Consider the following 13,735-nt stretch of genomic DNA (forward strand, 5'->3'; position numbering starts at 1 on the left):
ATGGCCGACCCCGTCCTGATCGCCGGAGGCGGCATCGGCGGCCTCGTGACCGCGCTGACCCTGCACCAGATCGGCGTGCCCTGCGTGGTCTACGAGAAGGTGCGCGAGCTGAAACCCCTGGGCGTGGGCATCAACCTGCAACCCAACGCGGTGCGCGAGCTTTACGACCTGGGCATCGGGCCGGAGGTGCTGGACCGCGTCGGCGTGCCCGCGCGCGAATGGGCGCTGGTCGGCCTGAACGGCAACGACATCTACGCCGAGCCGCGCGGGCTGGAGGCGGGCTACGACTGGCCGCAATACGCCGTGCACCGCGGCGCCTTTCACATCGCGCTGCTTGAGACGTTCCGCGAACGTGCCGGCAAGGACGCGGTCCGGACCGGCCATGCCTCGGCGGGCTACGAAGAGGACGAGGACGGCGTCACGCTGGTGATGCAGACAGAAGCCGGCGAGGTCCGCGCCCGCGGCAGCCTGCTGATCGGGGCGGAAGGCATCCACTCCGCCACCCGCGCGCAGATGCACCCCGACCAGCCGCCGATCCACTGGGGCGGCGCGGTCATGTGGCGCGGCACCACGCGGGCGGCCCCGATCCGCACCGGCTCCAGCTTCGTGGGACTTGGCACGCACCGGCACCGGATGGTGATCTACCCGATCTCCGCCCCGGACGCGGACGGGCTCGCGACGATCAACTGGATCGCCGAACTGGTCGTCGACAAGAGCGAGGGCAGGGGCGAAAGCGGCTGGTTCCGCCCGGTGGAGATCGCGGAATTCGCCCATCACTTCGAAGGCTTCCGCTACGACTGGCTGGACGTGCCGGACCTGCTGTCCCGCGCCGACATCGCCTACGAGAACCCGATGATCGACCGCGACCCGATCCCCACATGGGTCGACGGGCGCGTGGCGCTTCTGGGCGACGCGGCCCATGCGATGTATCCGACCGGCTCCAACGGCGCGAGCCAGGCGGTGATCGACGCGCGCACGCTGGGCCAGTGCCTGCTGGCGGAGGGCGTCGGCCCGGCCGCGCTTGCCGCCTACGACGCGCGCCTTGCCGGACCCGTCGGCCAGCTCGTGCTGCGCAACCGGGGCGCCGGTCCCTTCGGCCTCCTGAACATGGTCGACGAACGCTGCGGAGGGGAGTTCGACGACATCGACGCGGTGATCCCGCCCGCGGAACGCGACGCCTTCATGGCGGGCTACAAGGCGGCGGCGGGCTTTGCGCGCGAGGCCCTGAACGAGGCCCCCCGCATGATCCCCGAGGGCGCCCGCGTCTGACGCGTTTGCCCGCGGGCCACCAGCGGCTGCCCCTGGTTGATACTGGCAAAGAAACCTTCGCCTGCGCCCTTGGCCCCGCCCCGCTTTTCGGGGATGGTCGCGCAAACGGACATGCGGGAGACGAGGCGATGCTGAAACGGGAACTGGGGACCGGCGGCCCGGAGGTCGCGGCGCTGGGTGTGGGGGCGATGTCCTTCTCGGACTTCTACGGCCCGGTCAGCGTCGAGGAGGCGCACGCGGTGCTCGACGCGGCACTGGATGCCGGCGTGACCCATATCGACACCTCCAACGTCTACGGCATGGGCCGCTCCGAAGAGACCATCGGCGCCTACCTCAAGCGCTACGCGGGCAAGGGCGGCATGCCCTTCACCATCGCCACGAAGGCGGCGATCACCAGGGACGCGGAGGGGCGGCGCACCTTCGACAACGCGCCCGAACACCTCGAGGCAGAGCTGGACCAGAGCCTCAAGCGCCTTGGGGTGGAGCAGGTGGCGCTCTTCTACGTGCACCGCCGCGACCCCCGGCACGAGATCGAGGCGGTGACGGAAACCCTCGCCGCGCTCAGGGCGAAGGGCAAGATCGCCGCCTTCGGCTTTTCCGAGATCGCGCCGACCTCGCTCCGGCGCGCGGCGGCCGTTGCGCCGGTGGCGGCGGTGCAGTCGGAATACTCGCTGCAGACGCGCCTGCCGGAACTGGGACTTCTGCAGGCCTGCGAGGATCTCGGCACGGCGCTGGTCGCCTTCTGCCCGGTGGGCCGCGGGCTGCTGTCCGACACGCCGCCCACGCCGGAGCGTGTGGCGGCAAGCGGCTTCATGTCCGGCAATCCGCGCTTCACCGGCGGCAACCTCGACCGCAACATCGCGGCCAGCGCGCCCCTGCGCGAGATGGCGGCAGACATGGGCGTGGCGACCGCATCCCTCGCCATCGCATGGACCCTGGCCAAGAGCCCCGCGATCCACGCGATCCCGGGCACGCGCAGCACCGCGCATTTCGCCGAACTGGTCGCTGGCGCCGGTATGAAGCTGTCGCCCGACATCGTCGCGGAGATCGAACAGCGGCTGCCGGTCGGCTGGTGCCACGGCGCGCGCTACTCCGACGTGCAGTCCGTGGGACCGGAAGCCTACTGCTGACGCGGCCCAAGCGGAGCGTCGTCCGGTCCGGGCAAACCCGGCGCTGCCTTCATCTTGGCAAAAATACCTGAATGCCCTGGCGCACCGGCGCGCGCCGCCGGCAGGGGGCTGTTCACGGGGCCACCAAGGTACGCGCGCCCGAAGGGCGCGCGGATCGGGTCGCGTCAGCGATCCGAAACCGTCAGCGCCCAGTCCACGCCAGCCTCTGCCAGCCCCATGCGCGCCGCCGCGCCGGAGAGCCAGAGGTCGAGCGCCGCGCTTGGCCCCAGCGACCCAAGCAGGCGCTCCGCCAGCCCCGCGGCCACGACCTCCCAGGCGGCACGCAGCGCGGCGTCGGCGGCGAAGGCCTGCGCCTCAGGTTTCGCGCCTGAAAGCCGCTCCACGAGGGTATCGAGCCGCGCCAGCAGCGCCGGGAAGACCGCGTCCCCCTCCAGCCGGGCCGTCAGGGCCGCGCGGATCGTCGCGCCGTCCTTCAGCAGGCGGCGGAACAGCACGTCCTGCGCCTGCATGCCGGTGGTGCCTTCGTAGATCGTGGTGATGCGGGCGTCGCGGAAGTGCCGCTCGGCGGGCCATTCCCGGGTGTAGCCCGCGCCGCCCAGCACCTGGATCGCGGCGCAGGCATTGGCCTGACCCATCTCGCCGCCGAAGGTCTTGGCCAGCGGCAGCAGGAAGGCCGAGAGCGCGGCGGCCTCCGGGTCGCCGCCCTGCGCCTGGCCCAGCGTGACGGCGGTCTCCACCACCAGGGCGGCGGCGATCAGCGCGCGCGCCTCCATCAGCCAGAGCTGGCGACGGACGTCCGGGTGGGTGGCTATGGCGACGGGGGCGGCGTCGGGCCGTCCGCCCTGCCTGCGATCCCCGGCATAGTCCCGCGCCAGCGTGGCGCATGTGGCGGCGACGCCCGCGCCCTGCACGCCGACCTGCAGGCGCATCAGTTCGATCATGTTGAAGAGCGCGGGCAAGCCGCGGCCGGGCGTGCCGATCAGGGTGGCCTCGGCACTTTCGAACCGCAGCACGCATGTGGGCGAGCCGTGAAGGCCCAGCTTCTCCTCGATCCGCTCGACGAAGATGCCGTTCCTGCTGCCGTCCTGCAGCGTGTCGGCAACGAGGAACAGCGACAGGCCGCGCGTGCCCTCCTCCGGCGCGCCGGTCCGGGCGAGGCAGAGTTGGCCGATGCGCTCTGCCATGTCGTGATCGCCGAAACTGATCCAGCATTTCGTGCCCGAGACGGTCCAGCCCTCGCCCTCTGCCGTGGCCTTGGTGCGGATGCGGCCCACGTCGGAGCCCGCGTCCGGCTCCGAGATGCAGATCGTCGCCGCCCACTGGCCGGAGGCGAGTTTCGGGCACCACTCTGCCGCCAGTTCCGGCGCGGTGGCTGCCAGGCAATGCGCCGCCGCGCGGGTCGATCCCAGCGCCATCATGAAGGGCAGGGCCGCGCCCTCCATCGGCAGGGAGGCTGCCGCGTGCAGCGCCAGCGGCAGGCCCATGCCGCCAAGGTCTGGATCGAGGTCGGCGGCGATCCAGCCGTCCGCGCCCATCTGCCGGAAGGCGTGCGCATAGCCATCTGGCGTCCTGACCCGGCCATCCTCGACCCGGCAGCCCGCCGTATCGGCATGGGCGGCGAGGGGCGCGAGGGCGGTCTGCGCGAATTTCGCGGCCTCCGAGAGGATCTGCAGCGTGGCCGTGTCGTCGAGGTCGGCGGCCGCGGCCTGTGCCGTCCAGCCGGGCGTGGCGTCGAGGAGGGAGAGGAGCGTTTCAGGTGTCATGCGGGGGCCTTGCGTTCAGGGGAACGGGGTTCGGATCGCCGTGCGGGCTTTCCTTCGGAAATCCCTGCGGCGATCCGACGGTCGCGCGCCTCCGGCGCGCGGGACGTGCCTGTGCCGGGCGTCGGTGCGGGATGGCGCCGTCCGCAAGGCAGGTATTTCCGCCAAGATGAAGGGGGCGGGCAGCGCCCCGTTTCCGGCGGTGGCAGAGGCGGGCACCGGGGTCAGCCTTTGGTGACGTGGATGACGCGCGGGTCCTCGGACCACAGCGCCTCCACCAGGTCGGCGCGGTGGCGCAGCACGGCGCGCTGGTTGATCGAGCCCTTGTCGGTGACCTCGCCCTTGTCGAAGTCGAGCGGCACGGACATGTACATCAGCCGCAGGACGCGGGACGCGGAGCCGGTGGCGGCCCGCGCGTGGGCGGCGAGGCGGTCTGCGGTGCGTCTGCGGACCTCCGGATGGGACAGGAGTTCCTCGCCGTCGAGGTCTTCGCCCGCGATCTCGCGCAGGGCGGCGCGGTTCGGCACGACAAGGGCGCCGAGCTCGGTATGGCCTTCGCCGGCGATCACCACGTCGGAGGCGAGGCCGCCGAGGTCGTCGGTCAGTTTCGCCCGCAGCGGGCCGACGGCGACCCATGTGCCGGAGGCGAGCTTGAAGTTCTCGGCGAGCCGTCCGTCGAAGAGCAGACCCTGAGAGGGGTCGGCCGGATCGGCGAAGCGGAAGGCGTCGCCGAAGCGGTAGAAGCCTTCCTCGTCGAAGGCCTCTTCGGTCAGCGCCGCGTTTTTCCAGTAGCCGGGGGTGATCGAGGGGCTTTTCACCCGCGCCTCCAGCTTGTCGCCCTGCGGCACGAGTTTCAGCGTCACGCCATGGGCGGGCAGGCCGAGGTTGCCGGATTTCTTCTGCCGGGCGGTGTTGATGACCGAGAAGGGGCCGGTTTCCGTCGCGCCGAAGCCGGAGGTCAGCAGCACGCCGCCCGGCACCATCTGATCGCAGACCCGGGTGAGGCGGTCCCAGACCGGCTGGGACATGCCCGCGCCCGCGTAGAACAGCATCTGGATGCGCCTGAAGAAGGTCTCGCGCAGCTTCGCGTCGGTCTCGAAGGCGTCGAGCAGCATCTGGTAGCCCAGCGGCACGTTGAAGTACCATGTGGGCGAGATGTCGTGCAGTGTCTCGATGGTCTTGTGGATGGCTTTCGGCGTCGGGCGGCCGTCGTCGATGTAGTAGGTGCCGCCGTTGTAGATCACCATGTTGAAGACCTTGTTCCCCGAGGCAGTGTGGTTCCACGGCGCCCAGTCGACGACCACGGGGGGCGTGTCCTTCATGAAGGTGAAGCACTGCTGCACCATCTGCTGGTTGGCGCAGAGCATCCGCTGGGTCTGGATCACCGCCTTGGGCGAGCCTGTGGTGCCCGAGGTGAAAAGGAACTTCGCCACGGTGTCGGGGGTGACGGCGGCGGCGGCCGTGGCCTCCGCGTCGGTCAGGGGTGTCAGCGTCAGGTCGTCGAAGGACAGCGTCTCGCGCCCCTCCACCGTGCCGGTCAGGGAGGCCACGGGCACCTCCGCGCCGAAGACCGTCGTGATCGCGTCGGCGTAGGGGCCCGCGTCGTCGGCGAAGATCAGACCGGGCGAGATCTGGGCGGCGATGTCGCGCAGCTTGGCGTAGTCGCCGCCGGTCAGCGCGTAGGCGGGGGCGAGGGCGGCGGAGGGCACGCCCACGTGCTGCGCGCCGAGCGCCATGAGCGCATGGGCGATGGAGTTGCCGGAGAGGATCAGCACCGGGGTGTCCTGCGTCAGGCCGCGGCGGGCGAGCGCCTCGCCGATGGCGCGGATCCTGGCCCAGGCTTCGCCGTAGGAGAGCGTGTCCCAGCCGTCGCCGGATTTCTCGGCCATCCAGATGCGGTCGGGTGCCTCTTGCGCCCAGTGGGCGAAGCGCTGGCCCATGTGGTCGGGATAGGCGCCCAGCGGCTCTTCCTGTGCCAGCAGGATGGTGCCGTCCGCGCGGCGGACGACGGTCAGGCGCGGTGTCCAGAAGGACACCTCTCGCGGTGTTGTGGTCATCTCTCCTCCGGGCATTTCGCCGTCCCGGTCGTTCCCCGCCGGGCCTGTTTCGGGCACGTTGACTCGAATCCGTTATTTTGTCTACTAGGAAACAATAATCGCCGCCGGAATCCTCGGGCACCGGGGGACGGGCGGCGGATGTTTCCGGTTGGATGGCGCGCGGAGGCGTGCTTGTCTGGCCGCGACCCCAGGGAGGCACCATGAACATCGACGATCTGATCGCCATCGACTTTCACACCCACGCGGAGGAGCCGTGCTGCGGCCCGCGCGACGACGGCTACGACGAGTTCCAGGCCGGGATGGCCCGGTACTTCCGGAACCCGGCGGGAGCCGAGGGGATGCTGCCCTCCGTCCAGCAGACGGCGGAATACTTCCGCGAGCGCAAGATCGGCGCGGTGATCTTCCCGGTCGACGCGGAGCGGGAGACGGGCTTCCGCCGCTATTCCAACGAGGAGGTGGCGCAGATCGCCGCCGAGAACTCCGACATCCTGATCCCCTTCGCCTCCATCGATCCGCACAAGGGCAAGGCGGGCGCGCGGGAGGCGCGTCGGCTGGTGAAGGAGTTCGGGATCAAGGGCTTCAAGTTTCACCCGACGATGCAGGGCTTCTTTCCGAACGACCGGGAGGCGGCCTACACGATCTACGAGGCGATTGCCGAGGAAGGCGGGATCATGCTGTTCCACACCGGTCAGACGGGCGTGGGATCGGGCATGAAGGGTGGCATGGGGATGCGGCTGAAGTACTCGAACCCGGTGCATATCGACGACGTGGCGGTGGACTTCCCCGACACGCCCATCGTGCTGGCGCACCCGTCCTTTCCGTGGACCGAAGAGGGGCTGATGGTCGCCCAGCACAAGCCCAACGTCTACATCGACATGTCGGGCTGGTCGCCGAAGTACTTCCCCGAGATCTTCGTGAAATACGCCAACTCGATCCTGAAGAAGAAGATGTTGTTCGGGTCGGACTGGCCCGCGATCACGCCGGACCGCTGGCTGGCGGATTTCGAGACCATCGGCATCAAGGACGAGGTCAAGCCGCTGATCCTGAAGGAAAACGCCCGGCGGATCCTGAAGATCTGAGGGTTTCGCCGCCTGACGGCGGCGACCCGCGCGGGCTGCGCCCGCGCAAGGGCGCCCTGTCCCCGGCAAGGGGGCCTTGAGACCCGCCGTTCTGACCGGCCAGCGCCGAAGGGCAGCGGAGCCTTTCGGAAGAGGCGCGCAGCGGAAGAGCGCCGGTCGCGCCCGTTTGCCTGACGGTGGACACACACCTATGGCGGGAAGCCATGACCGCGTCATTTTCTGCAGACCATATGGGGCCGCGTTGGCGGCCCCTTTCAGATTGCGCGGCGCGGTCCTGCCCTGCGTCCGGCGCAGCCCGCCTCAGGCGATCTCGTAGAAGGAGATCACCACGGAGGCCGCCCTTCGCCCGCCCGTGCCGAGGAACAGCGGCGCGTTCACCCATTCGTACCGCGGATCGCCGGTTTCGAGGCGGCAATGGGTGCGCATGTAGTACTCCGCCGGATCGACCTCCTCGCCCGCGGCGACACGCGCCATCACGTCCTCCGGCCCGAAGCGGCGGCCGTAATTGATGATCTCGATGGTCGCGCCGTCATGCGTCTCGATCCCGTAGCGGGTGTCGAGTTCGGAGACCCCGCTGTCCCAGATCGTCTGCCAGTCGGCTCCGAGGTTCAGGACACGGCCCTTGATGCGCGGGCCCTCGCAGGTGCCGCCGACGATCGGGATGATCCGGCGGCGCCCGGCGCGGCCGCGGCCCATTTCCCGGATCGGGTCGAGCTCGACCGTCAGGTCGAAGGCGTGGCGCAGCTCCGGCGGCTGGAAGAATGGCATGGGACAGGTCCTCCTCAGGTCTGCGGGACGGATTGGCGCCGCCCGCTGTCGTGATGCAATCGCGCGGTCATCCGAGCGTCAGGGCGGCCAGCCCGGCGGTCTCGCACAGAAGCTGTGCCGCGCCCAGCACGTCGCCGGTCTGGCCGCCGATCCGCCGCTGCGCCCGCCACGCCACCAGCGCCGCGGTCACCGCCACGGCGACAAGCGCGGCCAGCCCGCCGATCCCCAGCGGCAGGATCAGCACAAGCGCCAGCAGCGCGCCCGGCAGGTAGGGGCGCCCGCCCGAGGCACTGGCCGACTGGCCAAGCCCCTTGGCGCGGACCGAGGGCAGTTCCACCAGCAGGACCAGCATCGCAAGGCGGCTCAGCACGGACAGCGCCAGCAGCGCCATCAGCCCGCGCGCCGGCGAAAGCCCGGACAGCGCCGCTGCCCAGGCGCCCACCGTCAGCACCAGCGCCACCGCGCCGTAGCTGCCGATCCGGCTGTCGCGCATGATCTCCAGCGCGTGGGTCGCGTCGCGCCCGCCGCCGAAACCGTCGGCCACGTCCGCCAGCCCGTCGAAATGCAGCGCGCCGGTGATCATCACCATGGCCGCCAGTGCCAGCACGGCGGCCAGAAGCGGCGCCAGCCCGATCCAGCCCGCCAGCGCAAAGACCAGCCCCCCGGCCAGACCCACCGGCAGGCCCGCCAGCGGAAAGGCCCATCGCGCCTCCGCCAGCGTCGGCACGGGCTCGGGCAGAATACCCACCGGCAGGCGGGTCAGGAACATCACCGCCAGCCGGATCTCGTGGAGGCGGTGCGCCGTTCTCATCCGCCGGAGACCTGCGCCTCGGCGAAGGTGGCCATGCCGTTGTGGCACTCCAGCGCCGCGCGCAGCACCCCGAGCGCAAGCGCCGCGCCGGAGCCTTCGCCAAGTGCCATGTCCAGCGTCAGGACCGGCGCCTTCTCCATCGCGGCGAGCAGGCGGGCGTGGCCCGGCTCGGCGCTCTGGTGGCCGACGATGCAATGGTCGAGGAACCGCTTGTCCTGCGCAAAGAGCGGCGCCACGGCAGCGGTGCAGATGTAGCCGTCGAGGATCACCGGGATGCGGCGGGCGCGGGCTTCGATCACCGCGCCGCAGATCGCCGCCTGTTCGCGCCCGCCGTAGGCCATCAGCAGGCCCAGCCCCCGCGCATCGGCGTGCAGGGTGCGGCCCTCTTCGATGACCTTTGCCTTCAGCGCCTTGCCCTCCGCGTCGGACCCGGTGCCCCGGCCCACCCAGTCGGCGGCGTCGCCCCCGAAGGCCGCGGCGGCAAGGGCGGCGGCGACGGTGGAGTTGCCGATGCCCATCTCGCCCAGCACCAGGACGGAGGTCGTCGCAGGCACGGCGCTTGCACCGGCCTTCATCGCTTCCAGCACCTCGGCCTCCGTCATGGCGGGGCCGGCGGTGAAATCGGCGGTGGGCGTGTCGAGGTCCAGTTCGACCACGTCCAGCTCGGCCCCCGAGGCACGGCAGAGCTGGTTGATCGCCGCGCCGCCGTTGCGGAAGTTCGCGACCATCTGGGCCGTCACCTCCTGCGGGAAGGGGTTCACGCCGCGCGCGCAGATGCCGTGGTTCCCGGCGAACACCAGCGCCTGCGCCTGCGTGATCGACGGGCGGTCGGTCTTCTGCCACCCGGCCATGAAGACGGCCAGATCCTCAAGCCGTCCCAGCGCGCGCGGCGGCTTTGTCAGGCTCATCTGGCGGGCATCGGCGGCCTCGCGGGCGGCGGCATCGGCCTCCGGCAGGGTGGCAGCCAGGGCCGCGACATCGGCCAGCGTGGTCAGGTCAGAGAGTGACGTCATCGGGTTTCACCTTCAGGGGGCAGCCCGCGACCGAGAGATAGACCTCGTCACAGGCGGTTGCGATGGTTTGGTTGAGCCAGCCCGCGGCGTCGCGGAATTCCCGCGCAAGCCGGTTGTCGGGCACGATGCCGGAGCCGACTTCGTTGGTCACCAGCACCACGGGGGCGGCCTGCCGGGGCAGCGCCTCGGCCAGCGCCATGCCCGCCGCGCGCCAGTCCGCGCCAGACAGCATCAGGTTTGTCAGCCACAGCGTCAGGCAATCGACAAGCCGCGGCGCATCGCCGTCGGTGGCGTCGAGCGTGCCGACCAGATCGAGGGGCGCCTCGTGGTCGGTCCACCCTGCGCCGCGGCGGGCGCGGTGCTGCGCGATCCGGTCGCGCATCTCGTCGTCGCGGGCCTCGGCTGTGGCGATATAGACCGCACGGCCGGTGCGCGACAGCGCCAGCCGTTCGGCGAGGGCCGATTTGCCGGATCGGGCACCGCCCGTGATCAGTATCGACTTTTTCATGGCGCCGTGAAAGAGCAGGTTCGGCGCGGAATGGAAAGTGGAAATCCGGGGGACTGTCAGGGCATGGGCGAAGAGCGACCGGAACTGGTCCTTATCCGGCATGCGCCGGTGGCTGAGCCGGGCGTCCTGAACGGCCGCCGCGACGTGGCGGCCGTTCTGTCGGCCGATGCCGTCGATGCGCTGGCCCTTGGTGTGGGCCGGGTGGCGCGGGTCATCGTCAGCCCGGCGCTGCGCTGCCGGCAGACGGCCGCGGCGCTCTGGCCCGGGGCCGATCCCATGCAGGATGCCCGTCTCTGGGAACAGGATTTCGGCGACTTCGAGGGGCGCGCGCTGTCCGACCTGCCCGACCTAGGCGAGATGACGCCGGAGGCACTGGCCGCGCACCGCTGGCCGGGCGGCGAAAGCTTTGCCGATGTCTGCGCGCGGGTGACACCCGGCCTGCAGGACGCCGCGCGGCTGGCAGAGGACCTTGGCGCGCCGGTGGCGGTCGTGGCCCATGCGGGCGTGATCCGGGCGGTGCTGGCGCTGGTCACGGGGCATGTGCCGGGCGCGCTGGCCTTCGAGATCGCGCCGCTCTCGGCCACCCGGCTGGGCGTCTGGCGCGGGGCGCCCGTTTCGGTGCGCAGCGTGAACCGGGTCTTCGCATGACGGGTGTCGCAGGGCATTTCGGCGAATGGCTGCAGGGGCGGCTGGGCGTGGACGGGCCGGTGGTGCTGGTGACGCTCCATTGCCCCGCGCTGCGCGTGACAGCCGGCCCGGGACCCGCGCTGTTCCCCGGGGACGCGGTGGCACGGTTCTGCGCGGCACTTGGCACGGACACGGCCCACTGGCCCGATCTGGCCTGCGACATGCCGCCGGGCGGCGGGGCAGGGGCCTCCACCGCCTGGCTGGTGGCGGGCGCACGGGCCGTCGCGCCGCAGGCCACGGAAGAAGAGGTCGCGCGCGCCTGCCTCGCCGTCGAAGGCGCCTGCGACCCGCTGATGTTCCCCGACCCTGACCGGCTGCTCTGGGCCTCGCGCGAGGGGCGCATCGCCGACCGCCTGCCCGCACCGCCCCATTGCGAGGTTGTCGGCGGCTTCTGGGGGGCACCGACGCGCACCGACCCGGCGGACCACGCCTTTCCGGAGGTCGGCGACCTCGTGACCGACTGGAAGCAGGCGGTGACGGCGGGCGACCTCGCACGGGCCGCGCGCGTCGCCAGCGCCTCCGCCGCCCGCTGCGACGCGCTGCGCGGGCCGGGCGACCCGATGACCGGGCTTGCACGCGACCTGAAGGCGCTCGGCGTGGTGCGGGCGCACACCGGCTCTGCCCGCGGGCTGATCTTCGCCCCCGGCACCGTGCCAGCCAAAGCAGAAGCCGCGCTGCGCGAGTCCGGCCTGACGCAGGTGCTACGCTTCGCAACCGGACAACGCCCATGAGTTTCGCCGCGACGATGCTGGTGGCGCTGGTGCTCGACGCCGCGATTGGCTGGCCCGACCGGCTTTACCAGCGGATCGGCCACCCGGTCGTCTGGATCGGCAACCTGATCTCCCTCTGCGAACGGCGCTGGAACGCGGGCCCACGCCACAGGCGCATCGCCCTCGGCGCGCTGACCGTCCTCCTCGTCACCGGCCTTCCGATGACGCTCGCCGCACTCATCGCGCTGGCGCTGCCCGGCGGCTGGGCGGGCATCTTCCTCTCCGGCCTCCTCGCCTGGCCCTTCGTCGCCGTCCGCTCCCTGCACGACCACGTGGCGGCGGTCGCCCGTCCGCTGGGCGGCTGCGACCTCGACGGCGCCCGGCAGGCGGTGGCGATGATCGTCGGGCGCGACGTCACGCAGCTCGACACCGGGGGCGTCGCCCGCGCCGGGATCGAGAGCCTGGCCGAGAACGCCTCCGACGGGGTGATTGCGCCGCTCTTCTGGGGTGTCCTGCTGGGTCTGCCGGGCATCGTGGGGTACAAGGCGATCAACACGATGGATTCGATGATCGGCCATCGCAACGACCGCTACGAGGCGTTCGGCAAACCCGCCGCCCGGCTCGACGACGTGGTGAACTGGATCCCGGCGCGGATCACCGCCGCGCTCTTTGCGCTCGGCACGCCGCGCCGTCTGAAGGAGGCGCTGAAGGTGGTGGGCCGGGACGCCGCCGCCCACCGCTCGCCCAACGCGGGCTGGCCCGAGGGCGCGATGGCGGGCACGCTCGGCGTACGCCTGTCCGGCCCGCGCGTCTACGCCACCCACCGGGTGGAGGAGCCCTGGCTGAACGCCGGCGCCCCGGACCCTGCGGCGCGCGACATGCGCCGGGCGCTCCGGGCTTACATGCGGGGCATGGCGCTGGCCGGGGTGCTGCTCCTGGCACTCGCCGCGCTCTAGCGACACGAAAGGAACCACATGGCACGCGACCACGGAGGCAACCTCGACGCCGCGATCAGGCGCTTCGGCGGCGTGGCGCTCGACTGGATCGACCTGTCCACCGGCATCAACCGCGTGCCCTACCCGGTGCCGCATGTGCCGCCGCAGGCGTGGCAGGCGCTGCCGACCCGCACCGACATGGACCTCCTGCGCAGCGTCGCCGCCCGCGCCTATGCCACCCGGGCCGAGGTTGTGCCGCTGGCGGGCGCGCAGGCAGCGATCCAGGCCGTGCCCTTCCTCGCCGCTCCCGGCACCGCCCGCGTCCTGACGCCCACCTACAACGAACACGCCGCCTGCCTGCGGGCCTTCGGCTGGACGGTGGAGGAGGTCGCGACCCCCGACGCGCTCCGCGGCGCCGACCTGGCCGTCGTCGTCACGCCGAACAACCCCGACGGCTGCGTGCTCGACACCGAGGCGGTGGCCGCGCTGTCGGAACAGGTCGGGCTGCTGGTGGTCGACGAAAGCTTTGGCGATGCCACGCCCGACGCCTGCATCACCCCGGACCTGCACCGCCTGCGCGACAACGTGGTGGTCCTGCGCTCCTTCGGGAAGTTCTACGGGCTCGCAGGGCTGCGGCTGGGCTTCGCGCTCGCGACCGGCCCGCTGGCAGAGCGGCTGAAGGCCATGGCCGGACCGTGGCCCGTCTCCGGCCCCGCGATCGAGATCGCCTGCACCGCCCTCGCCGACACCGGCTGGCAGGCGGAGACGGTGGCCCGCCTCGACCACGACTGCGCCGCGATGGACGCGCTGGCCATGGCGCGGGGCTGGCCGCTGGTGGGGGGCTGTCCGCTTTTCCGGACCTACGCGGTGCCCGACGCCGTGGCCGCGCAGGACCGCTTGGCCCAGGCCCATGTCTGGAGCCGCGTCTTCCCCTACAGCGCCACATGGCTGCGGCTGGGCCTGCCGGGCAGCGACGAATGGCCCATGGTGGAGGCCGCGCTGCGCTGA

Annotated in this window: 13 protein-coding genes; 7 read left to right on the forward strand and 6 right to left on the reverse strand. The window is 71.5% G+C overall.

Annotation, left to right across the window (positions count from 1 at the left end):
* Together CDO87_RS15340 and CDO87_RS15345 are read left to right on the forward strand one after the other, a co-directional pair.
* Complete coding sequence (locus CDO87_RS15340) at positions 1-1,269, forward strand: flavin-dependent oxidoreductase (RefSeq protein WP_100929586.1); 1,269 nt, start codon at positions 1-3, stop codon at positions 1,267-1,269.
* A 128-nt stretch (positions 1,270-1,397) separates the two neighbouring features.
* Entirely contained in the window at positions 1,398-2,399 is a 1,002-nt protein-coding gene (locus tag CDO87_RS15345; RefSeq protein WP_100929587.1) for an aldo/keto reductase, read from the forward strand.
* A 164-nt stretch (positions 2,400-2,563) separates the two neighbouring features.
* On the opposite strand, the gene CDO87_RS15350 is transcribed toward CDO87_RS15345, so the two are convergent.
* Both CDO87_RS15350 and CDO87_RS15355 read right to left on the reverse strand, forming a co-directional pair.
* Positions 2,564-4,162 (reverse strand): acyl-CoA dehydrogenase family protein, encoded by a 1,599-nt coding sequence (locus CDO87_RS15350; RefSeq protein WP_100929588.1) that lies wholly within the window; start codon positions 4,160-4,162, stop codon positions 2,564-2,566.
* A 221-nt stretch (positions 4,163-4,383) separates the two neighbouring features.
* A complete protein-coding gene (locus CDO87_RS15355) occupies positions 4,384-6,216 on the reverse strand; it encodes a feruloyl-CoA synthase (protein ID WP_100929589.1) in 1,833 nt (610 codons plus the stop codon).
* Between the two features lie 200 nt (positions 6,217-6,416).
* On the opposite strand from CDO87_RS15355, the gene CDO87_RS15360 reads away from it, so the two are divergent.
* Positions 6,417-7,295: an amidohydrolase family protein gene (locus CDO87_RS15360; protein WP_100929590.1), complete on the forward strand. Its 879-nt coding sequence runs from the start codon at positions 6,417-6,419 to the stop codon at positions 7,293-7,295.
* A gap of 300 nt (positions 7,296-7,595) precedes the next feature.
* Here CDO87_RS15360 and CDO87_RS15365 read toward each other — a convergent pair whose 3' ends face one another.
* From CDO87_RS15365 to cobU, 4 genes are all read right to left on the reverse strand, one after another.
* Complete coding sequence (locus tag CDO87_RS15365) at positions 7,596-8,063, reverse strand: DUF3237 domain-containing protein (RefSeq protein WP_198521735.1); 468 nt, start codon at positions 8,061-8,063, stop codon at positions 7,596-7,598.
* A gap of 67 nt (positions 8,064-8,130) precedes the next feature.
* Positions 8,131-8,874 carry an adenosylcobinamide-GDP ribazoletransferase gene (cobS, locus tag CDO87_RS15370; RefSeq protein ID WP_100929591.1) on the reverse strand — a complete coding sequence of 248 codons (744 nt, stop codon included), beginning with the start codon at positions 8,872-8,874 and terminating at the stop codon, positions 8,131-8,133.
* Positions 8,871-9,887 (reverse strand): nicotinate-nucleotide--dimethylbenzimidazole phosphoribosyltransferase, encoded by a 1,017-nt coding sequence (gene cobT, locus CDO87_RS15375; RefSeq protein WP_100929592.1) that lies wholly within the window; start codon positions 9,885-9,887, stop codon positions 8,871-8,873. The genes cobS and cobT overlap by 4 nt, the downstream gene beginning before the upstream one ends.
* Positions 9,871-10,395, reverse strand: a complete 525-nt coding sequence (gene cobU / locus CDO87_RS15380) for a bifunctional adenosylcobinamide kinase/adenosylcobinamide-phosphate guanylyltransferase (RefSeq protein WP_100929593.1) — start codon at positions 10,393-10,395, stop codon at positions 9,871-9,873. Before cobU ends, cobT begins: the two co-directional genes overlap by 17 nt.
* Before the next feature lie 63 nt (positions 10,396-10,458).
* Here cobU and CDO87_RS15385 point away from each other — a divergent pair, with 63 nt between their 5' ends.
* From CDO87_RS15385 to cobD, 4 genes are read left to right on the forward strand one after another with little or no spacing between them, the layout of a single operon-like run.
* The gene (locus CDO87_RS15385; RefSeq protein ID WP_100929594.1) at positions 10,459-11,043 is read left to right on the forward strand and encodes a histidine phosphatase family protein; all 585 of its coding nucleotides are present in this window, start codon (positions 10,459-10,461) and stop codon (positions 11,041-11,043) included.
* Positions 11,040-11,813, forward strand: a complete 774-nt coding sequence (locus tag CDO87_RS15390) for a propanediol utilization protein (protein ID WP_100929595.1) — start codon at positions 11,040-11,042, stop codon at positions 11,811-11,813. The genes CDO87_RS15385 and CDO87_RS15390 overlap by 4 nt, the downstream gene beginning before the upstream one ends.
* The gene (gene cbiB, locus CDO87_RS15395) at positions 11,810-12,748 is read left to right on the forward strand and encodes an adenosylcobinamide-phosphate synthase CbiB (RefSeq protein ID WP_100929596.1); all 939 of its coding nucleotides are present in this window, start codon (positions 11,810-11,812) and stop codon (positions 12,746-12,748) included. Before CDO87_RS15390 ends, cbiB begins: the two co-directional genes overlap by 4 nt.
* Positions 12,749-12,766: 18 nt before the next feature.
* Entirely contained in the window at positions 12,767-13,735 is a 969-nt protein-coding gene (gene cobD / locus CDO87_RS15400; RefSeq protein WP_100929597.1) for a threonine-phosphate decarboxylase CobD, read from the forward strand.

Source organism: Sagittula sp. P11 (assembly GCF_002814095.1).
GTDB lineage: Bacteria > Pseudomonadota > Alphaproteobacteria > Rhodobacterales > Rhodobacteraceae > Sagittula.

Coding starts and splice junctions, on each gene's coding strand:
- cobS (WP_100929591.1), bottom strand. CDS start 8,874: ATGAGAACGGCGCACCGCCTCCACGAGATCCGGCTGGCGGTGATGTTC.
- CDO87_RS15385 (WP_100929594.1), top strand. CDS start 10,459: ATGGGCGAAGAGCGACCGGAACTGGTCCTTATCCGGCATGCGCCGGTG.
- CDO87_RS15345 (WP_100929587.1), top strand. CDS start 1,398: ATGCTGAAACGGGAACTGGGGACCGGCGGCCCGGAGGTCGCGGCGCTG.
- CDO87_RS15350 (WP_100929588.1), bottom strand. CDS start 4,162: ATGACACCTGAAACGCTCCTCTCCCTCCTCGACGCCACGCCCGGCTGG.
- cbiB (WP_100929596.1), top strand. CDS start 11,810: ATGAGTTTCGCCGCGACGATGCTGGTGGCGCTGGTGCTCGACGCCGCG.
- cobT (WP_100929592.1), bottom strand. CDS start 9,887: ATGACGTCACTCTCTGACCTGACCACGCTGGCCGATGTCGCGGCCCTG.
- cobU (WP_100929593.1), bottom strand. CDS start 10,395: ATGAAAAAGTCGATACTGATCACGGGCGGTGCCCGATCCGGCAAATCG.
- CDO87_RS15390 (WP_100929595.1), top strand. CDS start 11,040: ATGACGGGTGTCGCAGGGCATTTCGGCGAATGGCTGCAGGGGCGGCTG.
- cobD (WP_100929597.1), top strand. CDS start 12,767: ATGGCACGCGACCACGGAGGCAACCTCGACGCCGCGATCAGGCGCTTC.
- CDO87_RS15340 (WP_100929586.1), top strand. CDS start 1: ATGGCCGACCCCGTCCTGATCGCCGGAGGCGGCATCGGCGGCCTCGTG.
- CDO87_RS15360 (WP_100929590.1), top strand. CDS start 6,417: ATGAACATCGACGATCTGATCGCCATCGACTTTCACACCCACGCGGAG.
- CDO87_RS15365 (WP_198521735.1), bottom strand. CDS start 8,063: ATGCCATTCTTCCAGCCGCCGGAGCTGCGCCACGCCTTCGACCTGACG.
- CDO87_RS15355 (WP_100929589.1), bottom strand. CDS start 6,216: ATGACCACAACACCGCGAGAGGTGTCCTTCTGGACACCGCGCCTGACC.